The organism is Streptomyces aidingensis, from assembly GCF_900112355.1.
Classification (GTDB): Bacteria; Actinomycetota; Actinomycetes; order Streptomycetales; family Streptomycetaceae; genus Streptomyces; species Streptomyces aidingensis.
In genome coordinates this window covers 51,376-68,776 of the sequence record NZ_FOLM01000016.1, presented here as the reverse complement: position 1 = coordinate 68,776, position 17,401 = coordinate 51,376, and the positions used below count along the sequence as shown (strand labels likewise).

The 17,401-nt window shown below is 74.2% G+C and carries 10 protein-coding genes; 3 read left to right on the top strand and 7 right to left on the bottom strand.

The genetic code is table 11. The features are described from left to right. Positions 1–33: 33 nt before the first annotated feature. A complete protein-coding gene (locus BM242_RS23485; protein ID WP_175541546.1) occupies positions 34–1,608 on the bottom strand; it encodes an acyl-CoA dehydrogenase family protein in 1,575 nt (524 codons plus the stop codon). A 593-nt stretch (positions 1,609–2,201) separates the two neighbouring features. Between BM242_RS23485 and BM242_RS23480 the strand changes: the two genes are divergently transcribed. Continuing rightward, on the top strand, positions 2,202–2,894 hold the full coding sequence (locus BM242_RS23480; protein ID WP_217652577.1) for a DNA-binding response regulator: 693 nt from the start codon (positions 2,202–2,204) through the stop codon (positions 2,892–2,894). 327 nt (positions 2,895–3,221) lie between these two features. On the opposite strand, the gene BM242_RS23475 is transcribed toward BM242_RS23480, so the two are convergent. After that, entirely contained in the window at positions 3,222–5,027 is a 1,806-nt protein-coding gene (locus BM242_RS23475; protein ID WP_093840911.1) for an ABC transporter ATP-binding protein, read from the bottom strand. Positions 5,028–5,315: 288 nt separating this feature from the next. Between BM242_RS23475 and BM242_RS23470 the strand changes: the two genes are divergently transcribed. Next, complete coding sequence (locus tag BM242_RS23470; protein ID WP_093840910.1) at positions 5,316–6,302, top strand: ROK family protein; 987 nt, start codon at positions 5,316–5,318, stop codon at positions 6,300–6,302. A 51-nt stretch (positions 6,303–6,353) separates the two neighbouring features. Here BM242_RS23470 and BM242_RS23465 read toward each other — a convergent pair whose 3' ends face one another. Then, positions 6,354–7,214 carry a LacI family DNA-binding transcriptional regulator gene (locus tag BM242_RS23465; protein ID WP_093840909.1) on the bottom strand — a complete coding sequence of 287 codons (861 nt, stop codon included), beginning with the start codon at positions 7,212–7,214 and terminating at the stop codon, positions 6,354–6,356. Between the two features lies 1 nt (position 7,215). After that, positions 7,216–9,741 carry a glycoside hydrolase family 2 protein gene (locus BM242_RS23460; protein WP_093840908.1) on the bottom strand — a complete coding sequence of 842 codons (2,526 nt, stop codon included), beginning with the start codon at positions 9,739–9,741 and terminating at the stop codon, positions 7,216–7,218. 239 nt (positions 9,742–9,980) lie between these two features. Between BM242_RS23460 and BM242_RS23455 the strand changes: the two genes are divergently transcribed. Further along, the gene (locus BM242_RS23455) at positions 9,981–12,131 is read left to right on the top strand and encodes an alpha-galactosidase (RefSeq protein WP_245834439.1); all 2,151 of its coding nucleotides are present in this window, start codon (positions 9,981–9,983) and stop codon (positions 12,129–12,131) included. A gap of 34 nt (positions 12,132–12,165) precedes the next feature. Here BM242_RS23455 and BM242_RS23450 read toward each other — a convergent pair whose 3' ends face one another. The 3 genes from BM242_RS23450 to BM242_RS31065 all read right to left on the bottom strand — a co-directional run bounded on the left by BM242_RS23450 (position 12,166) and on the right by BM242_RS31065 (position 17,364). Then, positions 12,166–14,322: a glycoside hydrolase family 36 protein gene (locus BM242_RS23450; RefSeq protein ID WP_093840907.1), complete on the bottom strand. Its 2,157-nt coding sequence runs from the start codon at positions 14,320–14,322 to the stop codon at positions 12,166–12,168. Between the two features lie 88 nt (positions 14,323–14,410). Then, positions 14,411–15,460, bottom strand: coding sequence for an ABC transporter ATP-binding protein (locus tag BM242_RS23445; protein WP_093840906.1), 1,050 nt, complete (start codon positions 15,458–15,460; stop codon positions 14,411–14,413). Continuing rightward, on the bottom strand, positions 15,457–17,364 hold the full coding sequence (locus tag BM242_RS31065) for a dipeptide/oligopeptide/nickel ABC transporter permease/ATP-binding protein (RefSeq protein ID WP_342747000.1): 1,908 nt from the start codon (positions 17,362–17,364) through the stop codon (positions 15,457–15,459). Before BM242_RS31065 ends, BM242_RS23445 begins: the two co-directional genes overlap by 4 nt. Between the last annotated feature and the right edge of the window lie 37 nt (positions 17,365–17,401).

Below are 17,401 nucleotides of genomic sequence, written 5' to 3'. Positions count from 1 at the left end.
CCGCCGCGCCGGACGGCCGGTGGGCGGGACGGGTCAGTGGGCGGGGACCGCCGGGCGGGGTATCGAGCGGGAGAGCAGCGGGACCGCCTCCCCGGTGTCCGCCTCCGGTCCGGCCGGACCGCCGTCGGGCGGATCGTCCAGGACGCCGGCGGCCAGCAGCTCGAACTCGCGCCGCACCCCGTCGATGTCCGACTTCAGGAATGCGATCGCCGGCCGGGCCCGGCCGGGCCGGGAACCCGCCGGCTCCTCGGCCGCCCAGCGCATCACCCGGGCGATGGCGAACAGATACGCGATCGCCCGGCCGGCCAGCACCAGATGCTCCTGGCGCAGCGTCCCGTCCAGGAACCGCAGGTCCAGCCGGTGCGCGGCCACGGCGGCGGCGAAGTCCGGGTGGGCGGCCAGATAGCCGCTGAGCGGACGGCCGTCGCAGCGGGCCAGGCAGTACTCGGCGAGCTGCTGGCTGAGCAGGTCGTTGGTGCCGTCGAAGATGGTGAACACCCGGGTGTCCAGAAACGCCTGCCCCGCGATGTTGGTCCCGGAGCCGGTGCGGTAGCCCTCGCCGCCCACCAGTTGCTGGTAGTGGTGGGCGGAGCCGACCATCCGCTCGGTGGCGACGGTCTTCATCGCCAGTGCGGCCGGGAAGAACTCCGTCATGTCCGCCTTCAGGTCCATCTCGGTGCGCAGGTGGTGGCTGAGCGCCTCGCAGATCAGCGCCGAGGTCTCGATGGACTTGAGCCGGTAGCGGACGAAGCGGATCGCGGACTGCGGGGCCGGCCCGATCCGGCGGCGCTCGGCATAGGCGTGCGCCTCCCGGCTGATCCGCCGCAGAAAGCCGGCGGCCAGGGCGGACATCATGGCGCGCGGCGGCATCAGCATCTCCACCATGGCGCTGAGGTTGCCTTCCTCGGCATCGATCCTGCGGTGCCGGGGGATGACCGCGTCGATCTCGTTCAGGCCGTAGTCCAGCGCCTTCATGCCCAGCGCGTCGTAGCGCCGGACGGTACGGAAACCCTCGTCACGGCGGAGGATGAAGTAGCCGTAGCGACGCGGCCCGTCATCCGCGCTGCGGGCGGCCACCAGCCACCAGTGGGCGGTGCCGCTGAAGCCCTGCCAGTGCTTGCGGCCACGCAGGTGATAGCCGTCCGCGGTCTCGGTGAAAACGGTGGTCATGGCGGACATGCCGGACCCGCAGCCGGGTTCGGTGGCGGCGAAGCCGCAGATCATCGGGGACTGCCCGGCGAACTGCGGCAGCACCTCACGGCGGGCCCGTTCGTCGGCCCGCAGCGCGATCGGCCGCAGCGCCACCGCCGTGATGATCTTGGTATACATGGCGATGGGCAGGTTCCACTCGGCAAGGATCTCCACCACGCGGCACATCTCCGCGTGGCTGTCCCGGCCGCCGAACTCCTTGGGCAGGGCGGGCAGCAGCACCCCGGCCCGGACCAGCCGGGCCCAGTCGTCGGCCGGAAGCTGCTGAAGGGGATAGGTCTGGCAGTCGAACCGGGTGCGGGCCAGTTCGGCGATGCCGGCGAGGAAGCGGTCCGTGGGCGCGGACAGCGCTTCGGGCGGGGGGTCCTGCGGAAAAGCCGGGGACGGGCTCTGTGACATCGAGGCGGCTCCTGCGGGATGAAGGGTCCGGTTCCGGCCGGGGGCGGGCCGGGGGGACCCCGGCCACCGACCGGGGCGTGTTCCGCGGGGCCGCGGGGGTGCAGAGCCGGTCTTCCCGGCGGCGCGGCGGCGGTCGGCGGTCCGGCCCGGAGGCAGGGGACCGGTGGCAGCCTGGCCGGTCACCGCTTGGATACCAAGACGGATGAACATCCCTCTTGACAACGTGACCTGGCGGCGATAGGCGCACCCGGAGCAGGGGAAATCCGTCACCGTTGGTGAAGAACCGGACACCGTGTCCCCCGCTTTGCGCTTGCCCATGGCATGCTCCTGGGGTGGTCCGGGTGGCGCATGAGGCGCTGCGCCGGCGGGCGTTGGTCCCGACGCGCGGGGGCGTCGGCGGGGCGGCTCCGGCGCGGACCGGCACGACGGCATCGATGAGGAGGAGAGAGCCCGATGACTGTTTCCGCGGGCGTCCGCAGCACCGCCGCGACGCAGTGGAACCCCCCGCCCTCTCTCCCCGTTCACCCCTCGGCGCCCCGGCCCCGCAGATCCGACGGCCGCCCGGCGGAACGGGCCGCGGAGCCGGGATCGGGGTGGCGCGGGTGATATCGCTGGCCGCCGTCGAGGACGACCGGATGCTCCTCTCCGGACTGGCGGCCTGGCTGGCCCGCACGCCGGATCTGCGGCTGCGGGCGGCGGCGGCCACCGTCGACGAGCTGCTGCGCCGCCGCCGCAGGGCCGATGTGGTGCTGCTCGGGCTGGAGCTGGCGGACCGTTCGGACCCGGCGGACAATGTGCGCCGGATCGCCGCCACCGGGGCCCGGGTGCTGGTGGTGGGGGCGGCCGGGGCCGCCGCCCAGCTTCCGGCGGTGCGCGCGGCCGGGGCCGTGGCCCATCTCACCAGGGACCGGGATCTCAATGAACTCGCCCGCGCGGTGCGCCGGATCGTCACCGGACGGCCGGAGCTGCCGGGGCGGGAGCCGGAACCCGGGCCGTCCGGGACGCCGGACGCGCCGGACGGGCCGGACGGGGAGCGGCGGGCCGGGGGGACACCGCGGCCGGGGCTGTCCGGGCAGGAACAGCGGCTGCTGCTGGCCTATGCCTCCGGGCTGACCCTGGACGCGGCGGCCCGCTGCACCGGGATACGCCCGGCCACCGCCCGCACCTATCTGGAGCGGATCAAGCGCAAGTACCGGGAGGCCGGCCGCCCCACCTACACCAAACTGGACCTGGCCGACCGGGCGCGGGAGGACGGTCTGCTGGGCCGGCCGGCCGGCGGGAGCTGAACGGGCGGGGCCGGCCGGAACCGATGGGAGGTTCCGGCCGGCCCCTTGCTGACCGATGGGGCGTTCGGTCAGCTGTGCCGGGCGGGCTTGTCCGGGCGCCGGCCCCGGGCCTCCACTGCCGCGGTGCGGTGCGCCGGGACCGAGCCGCCCGAGCCGTCTCCGAAATATTTCGGAAATATTCCGATCAGAGCGCCCACACTCTAGGAACTCACCATGCTCCCGTCAAGGAGCCGGGGGCGAACTCCCGGAAAACCGCCCCGAGTTCGCGGACGGTGCCCGCAGTGCGCCGGCCCCGGGAGCAGCGAGGGAAAGGCCCGCGTCCCCCGGTCAGGCCGGCCGCCCGTCGTGCAGCGCGGTGTAGGCGCCGCCACGGGCCAGGAGTTCGTCATGGGTCCCGATCTCGGCTATGGCGCCGTCCCGCATCACCACGATCCGGTCCGCGCCCCGGACGGTGGAGAGCCGGTGGGCCACCACAAAGGTGGTGCGGCCCGCCACCAGGCGGGCCAGGGCCTGCTGGACCAGGGCCTCGGAGCGGGTGTCCAGCGCGGAGGTGGCCTCGTCCAGGATCAGCACCCGGGGGTCGCGGATCAGCGCCCGGGCGATGACCAGCCGCTGGCGCTGGCCGCCGGACAGCCGGGAGCCCCGGTCGCCCACCACGGTGTCCAGCCCGTCGGGGAGCCGGTCCACGAACTCCAGCGCGTTGGCGTCGTGCAGCGCCCGGCGCACCGCGTCGTCGCCGGCCTCGGCCATGCCGTAGGCGACGTTCTCCCGGACGGTTCCCTCGAAGAGGATGGACTCCTGCGGCACCACCGACAGAAAGCGCCGGTAGCTGCGCAGATCCAGGGTGCTCATGTCCTGGCCGTCCAGCAGCAGCCGGCCGGAGGTGGGACGGATGAAACCGATCACCAGATTGAGCACGGTGGACTTGCCGGCCCCGGAGGCGCCGACCAGGGCGACGGTCTCACCCGGCTGCACCGTCAGGGTGAAGTCGCGCACCGCGGCCCGGCCCTGCCCGCCGTCGCCCCCGTCGTCGTAGACATGGCCCACGCCCCGGAACTCGAAGCCGCCGCGCACCTCGGTGACCTCGGTCTTGCCGGCGTTCTCCTCCAGCTCCGGCGCCTGGAGCACCTCGCCCGCCGAGCGCACCGACTCCAGCCCCTTGCTGATCACCGGGGCCAGGCCCATCAGCGTGGTGGTGGAGGTGGTCAGCGTGGTGAGGAAGGCGCTCAGCATCACCACATCGCCCGGGGTGATGCCCCAGACCCCGTAGTAGGAGATCAGCGCCGAACCGGTGAGAAAGGCGATGCCCAGCACATTGAGGAAGACCCAGGCCAGGGAGGCGAAACTGCCGTTGAGCAGATCAAGCCGCAGACCGGAACCGAGCACCCGGCGCAGGGTGCGGTCCATCCGGTTCAGCGCGTCCCGCTCCAGGCCGTGCGCCCGGGTGACGGTGATCAGCCGGGTCATCTCGGTGACCCGGGCGGAGAGCAGCTCCACCTCCTGGCGGAAGTCCTCGTTGTGGCTGCGCAGCCGGCTGCGCAGCCGCATCACCAGCAGCGCCGCGGCCGGCACCACCACCAGGAAGACCGGCAGGAACTCCGGGGTGCGGACCCCGATGATGACCAGGCCGCCGATGAGCACGGTGACCGCGCCCAGCCCGGTCTCGGCGGTCTGCTGCACCATCTGCTCGACGGTCTCCACATCGCGCACCACCTTGGTCTGGAGCACCCCGGCGCTGACCCGGGAGTGGTAGCCGATGGAGAGCTGCTGCATCCGGGTGCACAGCGCGGAGCGCACCGCGGTGCCCATCCGGCGCACCGAGCCGTAGAGCAGGCGGACGTAGAGCAGGTGCAGCGGGTAGTTGATCAGCAGGATGAACAGCAGCACCCCGGCGCTGCCCCAGAGCCGGGAGACCGGAAGCTGCTGGACGACGGTGTCGATGATGGCGGCGGTGATCAGCGGCAGCAGCCAGATCGGGCTGTGCTTCACGGTGAACACCAGGACCGCGGCGGCCAGCCGCCGGCGGTCCGCCCGGAAGAGATAGACCAGGGTGCGGACGGGGTGTTCGCCCCGGTAGCGGTGATCGAGTGGTCCCTCGCGCGTCGCCACGCGGCGGCTCCTTCGGGATGGCATCGCAGAACGGTAGAAAGCGCTTACCGACTCACCCTATCGGGTGCGTCGCGGGCGCGGCATCCGGCGTTCCGGCGCAACCGCGGGCAGGACTATAGAGGGCTTTCTTATATCAGTGAAGTAACTTAGCGGGCGAATTTTCCCAAGACGGCCGCATCGAACGCCGATCGACACACAGCGCGAGAGCGCGTGCACCCAGAAGTAAGTTTACGGACTTAAAAAAGTGGCATACCGTGTCGGGGGCAGTCCGCTGCCCGCACTCGCCCCTGCTCAGACCGCTGGAGCCGCCCCGTGTCGTCCCTCCCCGCAGAGCTGGTGACCGCCATCGACCTCGGCGGCACCAAGATCGCCGGTGCCCTGGTGGACCGCGCCGGGCGGCTGGCGGCCCGGGTGGAGCGCCCCACCCCCGCCCGCGGCACCGCCGCCGAGATGCTGGACGCGGTCCGGGCCGTGACCGACGCCCTGGCCGGTCATCCGGGCTGGGCGGCGACGACCGCCGTGGGCATCGGCAGCGCCGGGCCGGTGGACATCGCGGCCGGCACGGTCAGCCCGGTGAACATCCCGTCCTGGCGGGAGTTCCCGCTGGCCGGGGCGGTCGCCGAGCACACCGGCCGGCCGGTGGTCCTGATCGGCGACGGCAATGCCTTCGCGGCCGGCGAGCACTGGCTGGGCGCGGCCCGCGGGCAGCGCCATGTGCTGGGCATGGTGGTCTCCACCGGGGTCGGCGGCGGACTGGTCCTGGACGGCCGGATCCATGCCGGCCCCACCGGCAACGCCGGGCACATCGGGCACATCAGTGTGGACTTCGGCGGCGACCGGTGCCCGTGCGGCGGCCGGGGCTGTGTGGAACTGCTCGCCAGCGGCACCCATATCGCCCGGCACGCCCGGGAGGCCGGCTGGCGGCCGGGCCCCGGTGAGCCGGACAGCGCCGCGGGCGTGGCGGCCGCCGCCCGGCGCGGCGAGCCGGCGGCGGTGGCCGCCTTCGACCGCTCGGCCCGCGCGCTCGCCGCCGCGATCGCCGCCACCGCGGCGCTGGTGGAGATCGAGACGGCGGTGATCGGCGGCGGGGTCAGCCGCGCCGGAGACGTGCTGTTCGGTCCGCTGCGGCGGGCCCTGGCCGACTACACCGGGCTGCCGTTCACCCGTCATGTGCGGGTGGCCCCGGCCCGGCTGGGCGGCGACGCCGGCCTGCTCGGCGCGGCGGCGGCCTGCTGGGCCGCCCGGCCCGGCACCGGGACCGCCGCGGTGGTGCAGGCCGGGGCGGCGGCCGGCCGCTGAGGCCGGGCGGCCCGGCCCGGCCGCGGCCGGGCCGGTGCGACAGCGCGGTGCTCAGGGAGCGGGGGCGGTGGTGGCGCGGGCGGTGTATTCGGCGGCCGGGGACCAGCGTTCGCCGACCGGGCCGCCCGCGATGACCTCCAGCACCGACTCGGCCACCGACATGCCGAACTGGTGCACATCCATGCTGACGGTGGTCAGCGGCGGGGTGGCGAGCCGGCACATCGGGGAGTCGTCCCAGGCCACCAGGGAGAGCCGGCCCGGCACCTCCACCCCCAGGGCATGCGCGGCGGCCAGCCCGGCCACCGCCATCACATCGTTGTCGTAGAGGATGGCGGTGGGCGGCTCCGGCCGGCGCAGCAGTTCCTCGGTCAGCCGGGTGCCGGACTCGTCGGAGTAGTCGCCCGCCACGATCACCGGTGCCACCCCGGCCTCGGCGCAGCCGGCCCGCAGCGCCTCCGTGCGGGCCATGGTGTGCAGCAGGTCCTCCGGGCCGCTGACCCGGGCGATCCGCCGGTGCCCCAGCTCCAGCAGATGGGCCAGGGCCTCCCGGACCGGGGCGGCGTGATCGGTGCGCACCGCGGGCAGCTTCGGCGGCTCCTCCCAGTTGCCGGCCACCACCGCGGGCAGGCCCAGTTCGGTGAGCACCGCCGGGCGGCGGTCCCCCGCGGTCAGATTGACCAGCACCACCGCGTCGGTCAGCCCGCCCCGCGCCCAGCGCCGGTAGGCGGCGATCTCCGCCTCATGGTGCGGCACCACGTGCAGCAGGACCGAGAGGTCGTGTTCGGCCAGGCGTTCCTCGATGCCGGCGATGAACTCCATGAAGAAGGGCTCCACGCCGAGCAGCCGGGCGGGTCTGGCCAGGACCAGCCCGACGGCTCCCGGGGACGGCCGGTCGTGCTCCGCGGTGCTCATCTCAGGACCGCCCGGCGCGGAGATCGTTGGCGGTGCGCAGCACCGGCGGGCGGGTCAGTGCGGCCGGGTCCAGTGCGGCGGCGGTGCGCACCAGGAAGGAGTGCGACTCGCCGGCGGCCAGGGTGACCAGCATGTCGTCGGCCTCGGCGTCCGGGGCCAGCCGGTCGGCGAACACCGCGATGTCCCGGGCGAAGGACTCGGCGTGCACGTCCACCCGGTAGCCGCCCGGGACGGCGACGGCCTCGGCGCGCAGCGGTGCCGGGCGGTAGGCCAGCTCGCGGTCCTCGGCGAACAGATGGCAGGTCCGGGCGTCGTCGGCCGTGACCACCAGCACCTCCTCCTCCGGCTTTCCCGGTTCGGCCAGCGCTCCGGGCAGCGGCAGCAGGGCGGCGGAGCGGGGCGGGACATCGAGGGCGATCTTATCTTCCGCGCGGATCACGCCGCCCAGGGTCTGGCGCGCCAGGCGCAGCTCACCGGTCCAGGGGCGGGCGGTGTCGTTGACCGCGGCCAGCGCCGGGCGGCCGTTGCGGGGCTGGACGGTCAGCAGCCGCGGGGCGAAGGCACGGCGCAGCGCGTACCACAGCGGCTTGGGCCGCCCGGCGCCGTCCACCGCCGCCCAGGAGGTGGCCGGCCAGCAGTCGTTGAGCTGCCAGACCACGGCGCCGGCGGTCCGCGGCCACCAGGAGCGGAAGTGCTCGATGCCGAAGGCCACCGCGCGGGCCTGGTTGAGCTGGGTGGCCCAGTGCCAGTCGGTGAAGTCCGCGGGCACCGGCAGATGGGGGGCCAGGCCGCGTTCCAGCTTGCCGTTGCCGTCCTCGGCCTTCTGGTGCTGCCGGAAGCCCGGGGAGAGGGGGGTCAGCGGGTCGTCGTGCACGGCGTCGGTGAGGGTGGCCCAGGCGGGCGGGCCCTGGAAGCCGAACTCGGAGCAGAACCGCGGGATGTGGTCGCGGTAGTGGGTGTAGTCGGCGCGGTTCCACACCTCCCACTCGTGCCGGGAGCCGTGGTCCTGGTCGTTGGGGTGGATGCCGTCGGGCGCCTGGCCGGGGGTGTACGGGCTGCCGTCGGCGTAGGGGCGGCCCGGGTCGAGTTCGGCGACGATCCGGGGCAGCAGTTCCAGGTAGTAGCCCAGGCCCCAGGTGCGGCCGGCGAGTTCCTCGCGCCAGCCCCAGTCGCGGTAGCCCCACAGGTTCTCGTTGCCGCCGTTCCACAGCACCAGCGAGGGGTGGGAGCACAGCCGGGTGACGTTCTCCCGGGCCTCGGCCTCCACCTCGCCGCGCAGCGGCTCCTCCTCCGGGTAGGCGGCGCAGGCGAACAGGAAGTCCTGCCAGACCAGGATGCCGCGCTCGTCGCACAGGTCGTAGAAGTCGTCGGTCTCGTAGATGCCGCCGCCCCAGACCCGGAGCATGTTCATGTGGGCGCCGAGCGCCTGGTCGATGCGGCGGGCCAGCCGCTCCCGGGTGATCCGGGTGAGGAAGTGGTCGTCCGGGATCCAGTTGGCGCCCTTGGCGAAGATCCGGGTGCCGTTGACCACGAAGGTGAAGGGGGTGCCGGTCTCGTCGGGGGTGGTGTCCACGGTGACGGTGCGGAAGCCGATCCGGCGCCCGGCGCTGTCCAGTTCCCGCTGCGGCTCCGCCCCGCCGGGCCGGGCCAGGGTGACGTCGAGCCCGTACAGCGGCTGGTCGCCGTGGCCGGCCGGCCACCACAGCAGGACGTCGGGCACTTGCAGGGTCAGCACGGCCTCGTCGGCGGCGGCCGGGATCACCGTCCGGACCTCGTGCTCCGCGATGCGGGCGGTGGCCAGCAGATCGCCGGCGGGCTCCAGGCCGGAGCGCTCGACGCGCAGATGGACCTCCACCCGGCCGGCGCCGGAGCCGGTGACGGTGGCCAGGGGCCGCAGGGCGGCGATCCGGGCGGTGTGCCAGCGCTCCAGCCGGACCGGCTTCCAGATGCCGGCGGTCTGCAGGTCCGGCCCCCAGTCCCAGCCGAAGGAGCAGGCCATCTTGCGGACCATGTTGAAGGGGTGCGGGTAGGCGCGGGGCCGCTCGCCCAGCTCCCGCTGGAGCCGCTCGGCGTGCTCCAGGGCGGAGTGGAAGGTGACGGCCAGGGTGTGCCGGCCCGCCCCGTCCCCGCCGCCGTTGCCGTTGCCGTTGCCGCCGGCGGTGAGCGGGCCGCGGATGTCGAAGCGGTGGCCGCGGTGCATGTTGGCGGTGGCGCCGATCCGGCGGCCGTCCAGCTCGATGGTGGTGACGGTGTCCAGGCCGTCGAAGACCAGGTCGGTGCGCTCGCCCGGGGCCGGGGGCGCGGCGGCGAAGTCCAGGGTGTAGCGCCATTCGGCGCGGTGCGCCCAGGCCAGTGCCGCCTCGTTGCGGTCCTGGCAGGGATCGGGGATCAGCCCGGCGGCCAGCAGATCGAGGTGCGCGCAGCCCGGCACGGCGGCGGGTACCTCGGCGCCCGCGAGGTCCGCCGGCAGCGCCGGGCCGGAGAGGACCGTCATCCGCCAGCCCTCGTGCAGGCTCTCTCGTTCCATCGGGCTCTCCTCAATCGGTCGGTCTCCGGGTACTGTGCAGGGGATTCTTATGCAGGTGAATTAAGAAAGTCAATGAGTGCTCCGACCGGCCGGAACGGCCCGGTGGGGTCATCGGGAAGGACACTGCTGCGGTGACGACTTCGCATCTCCCCTCGCATTCCCCTTCGCAGTCCCCTTCGCAGTCCCCTTCGCAGTCCCCCTCACGGACGGGCTCGCCGTCCCCGCCGCCCGCCGGCACGGTGCAGCTGCGCGCGGACGGTGTGGGGCTGGTGCTGGACCTCTCCGGCGGGCGGCTGCCCCGGGTGGTGCACTGGGGCGCCGACCCGGGGCCGCTGGACGACGACGCGCTGGCCGCGCTGCGGCTGGCCGCCCGGCCGCAGCCGATCGGCTTCTCGGTGGACGGCCCGGTCGAGGTGGCCGTGCTGCCCGAGCAGTCGGCGGGCTGGCTGGGCACCCCCGGCCTGACCGGCCACCGGGCGGGCCGGGACTTCTCCACGGCCTTCACCGTCACGGACACCGCGGTGACCCGGGGCACCGCCCCCGAGGACGGCGGCGGCCGGGTGACGGTCCGGGCCGAGGACGCCACCGCCGGGCTGGGGCTGGAGCTGACCATCGGACTCACCCCCTCCGGGCTGGTGCGGCAGCGGGCCCGGGTCACCAACCGGGGCACCACCCCGTTCGCCCTGGACGGTCTGCATCTCACCCTGCCGGTGCCGCCCGCCGCCGCCGAACTGCTCGATTTCACCGGCCATCATCTGCGCGAACGCAGCCCGCAGCGGACCGCCTTCACCCAGGGCCTGCGGATGCGGGAGAACCGCACCGGGCGCACCGGCTACGACGCCGCCCATCTGCTGGCCGCCGGCACCCCCGGCTTCGGCAGCCGGCACGGCGAGGTCTGGGCGGTGCACACCGCCTGGTCCGGCAATCTCCGCACCTTCGCCGAACGCACCTTCCACTCGGTCTCCCTGCTGGGCTCCGGCGAGCTGCTGCTGTCCGGCGAGGTGATCCTGGCGCCCGGCGAGGTCTACACCTCGCCCTGGCAGTTCGGCGGCTACGCGGCGGCCGGCCTGGACGAGGTCTCGGCCCGCTTCCACCGCTGGCTGCGCGCCCGCCCCGGCCACCCGGCCACTCCCCGCCCGGTGGTGGCCAACACCTGGGAGGCGGTCTATTTCCACCACGGCCTGGAGCGGCTCAAGGCGCTGGCGGACGCCGCCGCCGAGGTCGGCGCCGAGCGCTTCGTGCTGGACGACGGCTGGTTCGGCGCCCGCCGCGACGACCGCCGGGCACTGGGCGACTGGTATGTCTCCGACGAGGTCTGGCCGGCCGGGCTCTCCCCGCTGATCAGCCATGTCAACGGGCTGGGCATGGAGTTCGGGCTGTGGGTGGAGCCCGAGATGATCAGCGAGGACTCCGAACTGGCCCGTGCCCATCCGGACTGGATCATGGCCACCGGCGGCCGGCTGCCCGGCGCCGCCCGCCACCAGCAGGTGCTGGACCTGGCCCGGCCGGAGGCGTTCGGACATCTGCTGGCCCGGCTGGACGCGCTGCTCACCGAGTACCCGGTCCGTTATCTGAAGTGGGACCACAACCGGGACCTGGTGGAGGCCGGGCACCAGCCGGACGGCCGGGCCGGGGTGCACGACCAGACGCTGGCCGTCTACCGGCTGATGGACGAGGTGCGCCGCCGCCACCCGGGAGTGGAGATCGAGTCCTGCTCCTCCGGCGGCGGCCGGGTCGATCTGGGCATCCTCCAGCGCACCGACCGGGTCTGGGTCTCGGACTGCATCGACGCCCTGGAACGCCAGCAGATCCAGCGCTGGACCAACGCGCTGATCCCGCTGGAGCTGATGGGCACCCATGTCGGCGCCGCCACCAGCCACACCACCGAGCGCCGCCACACCCTGGACTTCCGGGCCGGCACCGCCCTGTTCGGCCACTTCGGCATCGAATGGGACCTGACCGCCGCCGGCCCCGGGGAGCGGCAGCGGCTGGCCCGGTGGGTCGCGCTGTACAAGGAGCTGCGCGGCCTGCTGCACACCGGCACCGCCGTGCACGCCGACCACCCCGACCCGTCCCGGCTGCTGCACGGCGTAGTGGCGGCGGACGGCTCGGACGCCCTGTACGCCCTGGTGGCCACCGCCTCCAGCGCCGACTACCCGCCCGGCCCGCTGCGGCTGCCCGGCCTGGACCCGGCGGCGCGCTACCACGTGCGCCCGCAGCCGCCCGGGGACCTGCCGGACGGCAACGCCCACCACTGGGGCGCCCGCCTGCCCTGGTGGACGCCGGAGGGCGTGGTGCTGCCCGGCCGGGCGCTGGCCGCCGCCGGTCTCCAGGCCCCCGTGCTCTACCCCGAGCGCCTGGTCCTGATCCGCGCCACCCGCCTGCCCTGACCGGGCCCGCGGCCCGGGTCCCGGAGCGCGCCCGTTACGGGCGGCGCAGCCGGATCACCCGGGCGGCGGCCGCCGGCCCGCCGGCCGGGCAGTCCACCCGCAGCACGCCGGGCGCGGCCTCCCAGCGCAGCCGCCAGGCCAGGGCGGCGTCGCGCGGGAAGAGCGTCTCCGGCGCGGCGGCGGCGCCGCGCAGCCACGGCAGCGGAACCTCCAGCGTCCGGGACGCCCCGGGCAGCCGCCACAGGGTGAGCAGCAGGTCCCCGTCCGGCTCCGGGTCGCGCAGCCCCTGGGCGATCCAGGGTCCGGCCGGCCCGGCGAGTCCCAGCGGCCAGCAGGGCAGGGACCGGGCGATGAACGGCAGCAGTTCGCGGTGGCAGGCCACCGCCTCGCGCACCAGGGCCAGCCGGGCGGGCGTCATCCCGTCCAGCCGTCCGGACAGACAGAGCCGGCCCAGCACCCCGGTGGCCAGGGTGAAGACGGCCTCCTCCACGGACATCTCCGGCTGGGCGTAGGCCCAGTTGCCGGCCTGCTCGGGCAGCACCGAGGCGGGCGCGGCGGCGGCGATCGCCGGGTAGAGCAGCGGATTCTGCTGGTCGGAGGTGGACTGCAGATGCAGCCGGGCGAGCAGCGCGTAGTCCATCCGCATGGCGCCGGAGGCGCAGTTCTCGATCAGCAGGTCCGGATAGCGGCTCAGCAGGCTGTCCAGCCAGTGCAGATGGGCCCGGTTGTGGCCGAGCAGCCCGGCGCCCGGGGCCGCTCCGCCGAGGTCGGTGCCCGGCCCCGGCATGATGTTGTAGTCGAACTTGAAGTAGCCGATGCCCAGATCGGTCACCAGCCGGTCCACCACCTCGTTGACATGCTTGCGGGCCTCGGGGTGCCGCAGGTCCAGGTGGTAGCGGCCGTGCTCGGCCACCCGGCGGCCCCGGCGCTGGAAGAACGCGTCGGCGGGCAGCCGGCCGGCGGCCGGTGAGCGCACCCCGATCACCTCCGGCTCCAGCCAGATGCCGGGCAGCATCCCGCGGCTGCGGATGTGCTCGGTCACCTCCTCCAGGCCGCCGGGGAAGCGCCGCGCCGAGGGCCGCCACTCCCCCACGCTGTCCCACCACGTGCCGTCCTCGTCGTACCAGCCGGCGTCGATGCAGTAGCAGTCCGCCCCGGCCTCGGCGGCGGCGTCGATCAGCGGCAGCAGGCGGGCCGTGGTCGGATCGCCCATCAGGGTGTTCATATAGTCGTTGAAGATGACCGGCAGTCGGCGGGGGGCGGCCGCGGGGACATGCCGGGCGCGCAGCGCCCGGCGTTGCCGGGTCAGCGCGCCCAGTGCTTCGTCCGGGCCGCCCGCGGCCACCGCCAGCGAGACCGGCACGGTGGTGAACGGCCGCCGTTCGGTGACGGTCTCGCTCCACTGGTGCTCGGCGTCGGTGGGGCCGAGCAGTGCCAGGCAGGTGTCGCCCTCCCGGCGTTCGTACACCTCCCAGTGCCAGGCGCCGTTGTGCTCGATCTGCCAGGCCAGCGACCAGGAACCGTCCCGGGCGGCGAGCACCCCGGTGGGCAGGTGCTCGCCCGTGGACCAGGAGCTGCGCGAGGTCAGGGCGAAGCGGCTGCGGGAGGGGTGGTGATGGACGTCCGGGTCGGTGTACGGCAGTCCGGCCCGGCGCAGCGGGGTGCGGTGCCAGCGGGATTCCGCCACCCAGTCGGAGTCCCCGTGCAGCAGATCGGCATGGTCCGGCCCGGCGCCGGAGTCGGTGTGGAAGGCGCTGGTGACCACCGAGGTGACGGCCTGCAGGCACACCGAGCGGCCGGGGTGGCCGGGGCCGATGCTCGCTTCCGTCCAGGTGCGGACCGCGGGCACCCCTTCGGCGGCCTGGAACACGCTGGTGACACGCAGTCCGGTCGCCGGGTCGGTCTGCCGGATGCGCAGTTCGGCCAGGCCCGCCCGCTCGTCCCGGGAGGCGTTGTGCCCGGCGTAGCGCAGCCGGGAGCCGGCCACGGTGTCGGCATAGCGGTGGCTGCCGGGGAACCGGCCGTGGCCCAGCTCCTGGATCTCCACCAGCGGCGCTCCGGGACCCCCGTCCGGCGGATCCCGGTCGAGATCCGCCGGGCGCAGGGACAGCAGGCTGACCGGCTGTCCGGCGGTGGCCCTGAAGTGCAGGGTCACCTGGCCTCCGCACCAGATCAGCAGGGAGGGGTACATGGGCGGCTCCTGGTCGCCCGGGTGCGGGCGGGGGTGTGGGGGGTGCGGGAGTGTGGGGGTGCGAGGGTGGGGGGCGGCAGAGGGCGGATCAGCCGGCCCGCCCGGCACCGGAGTTGTCTTCGGCACCAGCCTTCCCGCCCGGGCCCGCCTTCGCCACCGCGCCGGAGGTCTCCCGGCCGGACTCGGCGTGCAGCCAGCAGGCGGCGTAGTGGTCCGGGCCGACCGGGTGGTCCGCGGGAGTGCGGGAGCAGACCGGCATGGCGGACGGGCAGCGGTCGCGGAAGCGGCAGCCCGGTCCGGTCGGCGGCAGCGGCCCCGCCGGTTCGGCGGCGGCCGGCATCGGCTCCAGGGACCGGCCGCGGGCCTCCGGGTCGGGCGCCGCGGAGGCCAGCAACCGGGTATAGGGGTGGCGGGGGCTGAGGATCACCTCGTCGGCCGGGCCGCTCTCCACCACCCGTCCCCGGTACATCACCAGGATGTCGTCCGAGAAGTGACGGGCGGTGGCCAGGTCATGGGTGATGTAGAGGACGGCCAGGTTCTCCTCGCGCTGCAGCCGGGCCAGCAGATTGAGCACGCCGAGCCGGATGGAGACGTCCAGCATGGAGACCGGCTCGTCGGCGATCACCACCTGGGCCCCGGGGGCCAGGGCGCGGGCGATGGCCACCCGCTGCCGCTGGCCGCCGGAGAGTTCGTGCGGGCGGCGCCGGGCGAAGTCGGCGGCCGGGGTGAGATTGACCCGCTCCAGCAGCTCCCCGGCCAGCCTGCGGGTCTGCGCCCGGCCGGCCGCCCGGCCGTGCAGCCGCAGCGGCCGGATCAGGTGGTGCTCGATGGTGTGGAAGGGGTTGAGCGAGGCGAACGGGTCCTGGAAGACCATCTGCACATGGTGGCGGTAGGCCCGGCCGGAGACCCGCCGGCCGTCCGGGCCGAGCGCGGTGATCGAGCCGGAGCTGGGCTTCTCCAGCCGGGCGATCATGCGCGCCACGGTGGACTTCCCGGAGCCGGACTCGCCGACCAGGGCCACGGTGCGGCCGGGGACCAGGGTGAAGGAGACCCGGTCGGCGGCGCGCAGGGTGGAGCGCCGCAGGCCGGAGCGCAGGGTGTAGTCCTTGACCAGATCGCGGACTTCCAGGGTGGTCATCGGGGTGCCCCCTCGCTGAGGTGCGTGTGCTGTCCGGGCAGGGCGGTCCGCCCGTCGTGCCGGGCGGCGGCTCCGTCCCGCAGGAAGGCGCCGCGGGCCCCGGTGAGGCTGGGGAAGGAGTCCAGCAGCATCCGGGTATAGGGGTGTTCGGGCGCCCGGTAGAGCCGTTCGGCCGGTCCGTACTCGACGACCTCGCCGTCCTTCATCACCGCGATACGGTCGCTGAGTTCCAGCAGCAGCGGCAGGTCGTGGGTGATGAAGACGACCGCGAAGCCGAGTTCGCCGCGCAGCCGCAGGATCTCCCGCAGGATGCCGCGCTGCACCACCACGTCCAGCGCGGTGGTGGGTTCGTCCATCACCATCACCTGGGGGTCCAGCAGCATCGCCATGGCGATCATGACGCGCTGGCGCATGCCGCCGGAGAGTTCGTGCGGGAAGGAGTCCAGCCGGACCGGGTCCACGCCGACCAGCCGCAGCACCTCGGCGCAGCGGGCGCGGCGCTGCTCGGCGGACATGCCGGGGCGGTGGGTGGTGAGCACGTCCGCCAGTTGCTCCCGGATGGAGATCACCGGGTTGAGGGAGTTCATCGCGCCCTGGAACACCAAGGAGAGCTTGGCCCAGCGGAAGCCGCGCAGCTCCTCACCCTCCAGCGCGAGCAGGTCGATGTCCCGGCCGTCCCGGTCGTGGAAGGTGACGGAGCCGGAGGAGATCTCGGCGGGCGGGGTGTGCAGCCGGCTGACGGCGTAGGCGAGGGTGGTCTTGCCGCAGCCGGATTCGCCGGCCAGGCCGAGGATCTCGCCGCGGCCCAGGGTGAGGGAGACGTCCTTCACCGCGTGCACGGGCCTGGCGGTGCGGTACACCACGTTCAGGCCGCTGATGGTGAGCACGGCGGGCCGCTCGGCGGGCTCCCCGGGGGCGGGCTCGCCGGGTGCCCCGGCGGCCCCGGCGGCCACTCCGCCCTCGGCGAGCCCGGCCCGGGTGTTGCGCAGCTTGGGGTTGATGATCTCGTCGATGGCGAAGTTGATCAGTGCCAGCCCGCAGCCGAAAAGCGCGATCACCAGACCGGGCGGGACGAACCACCACCATGCCTCGCGCTGCAGCGCGAAACCGTTCTGCGCGTAGTAGAGCATGGTGCCGAGCGTCTCGGAGTTGGAGGCGCCCAGGCCCAGGAAGGACAGCCCGGCCTCGGCCAGGATCGCGGCGATCACCGCGAACACGAACTGGGAGGCGAGCAGCGGCAGCAGGTTGGGCAGGATCTCCACCGAAACGATCCGCCAGGGCTTCTCGCCGGCCACCCGGGCGGCGGCCACATAGTCCCGGCTGCGCAGCGAGAGGGTCTGGGCGCGCAGCACCCGGGAGGCGGCGGCCCAGCCGGTGATCGCCAGCACCACCGCGATGGTCCACCAGCCGCGGTCGGCGGCGGGCACGAAGCCGGCGATCACGATCACCAGCGGCAGGCCGGGGATGACCAGCATGACGTTGGAGAGCAGCGAGAAGCTCTCGTCCACCACGCCGCCGAAGTAGCCGCCGAGGATGCCGAAGAGGGCGGACAGCACGGTGGCCATCACCCCGACCAGCAGGCCGATCTGGAGCGAGCCCCGGGTGGCGTGCAGCAACTGGGCCAGCACGTCCTGTCCGGTCTGGGTGGTGCCCAGCAGGGCGCCCTCGCCGGGCGGCTGGAAGGACGCGTCGGAGATGGCGTCGGGGTCGCCGGCGAACATCGGGCCGAACAGGCCCAGCAGGCCGATGGCGGTCACCAGGATCAGGCCGGTGATCAGCTTGGGCGACCGGCTGGGCAGCAGGGCGCGCCAGGCGCCGTGCGGCCGGGCGCGGGTGCCGGAACCCTCCGGCGGGGCGGCGGCGGGTTCCTCCGCCGGTGTGCTGAGGGGTACGGGGTTGGTCACGGTACGGGCTCCTTGCCGTGGGTCGGACGCGGGCGGC

Bases quoted from the DNA above. Each gene is read 5' to 3' on its own strand.
- BM242_RS23485 (WP_175541546.1), bottom strand. From the start codon at position 1,608: ATGTCACAGAGCCCGTCCCCGGCTTTTCCGCAGGACCCCCCGCCCGAA.
- BM242_RS23445 (WP_093840906.1), bottom strand. From the start codon at position 15,460: ATGACCACCCTGGAAGTCCGCGATCTGGTCAAGGACTACACCCTGCGC.
- BM242_RS23465 (WP_093840909.1), bottom strand. From the start codon at position 7,214: ATGAGCACCGCGGAGCACGACCGGCCGTCCCCGGGAGCCGTCGGGCTG.
- BM242_RS23475 (WP_093840911.1), bottom strand. From the start codon at position 5,027: ATGCCATCCCGAAGGAGCCGCCGCGTGGCGACGCGCGAGGGACCACTC.
- BM242_RS23450 (WP_093840907.1), bottom strand. From the start codon at position 14,322: ATGTACCCCTCCCTGCTGATCTGGTGCGGAGGCCAGGTGACCCTGCAC.
- BM242_RS23460 (WP_093840908.1), bottom strand. From the start codon at position 9,741: ATGGAACGAGAGAGCCTGCACGAGGGCTGGCGGATGACGGTCCTCTCC.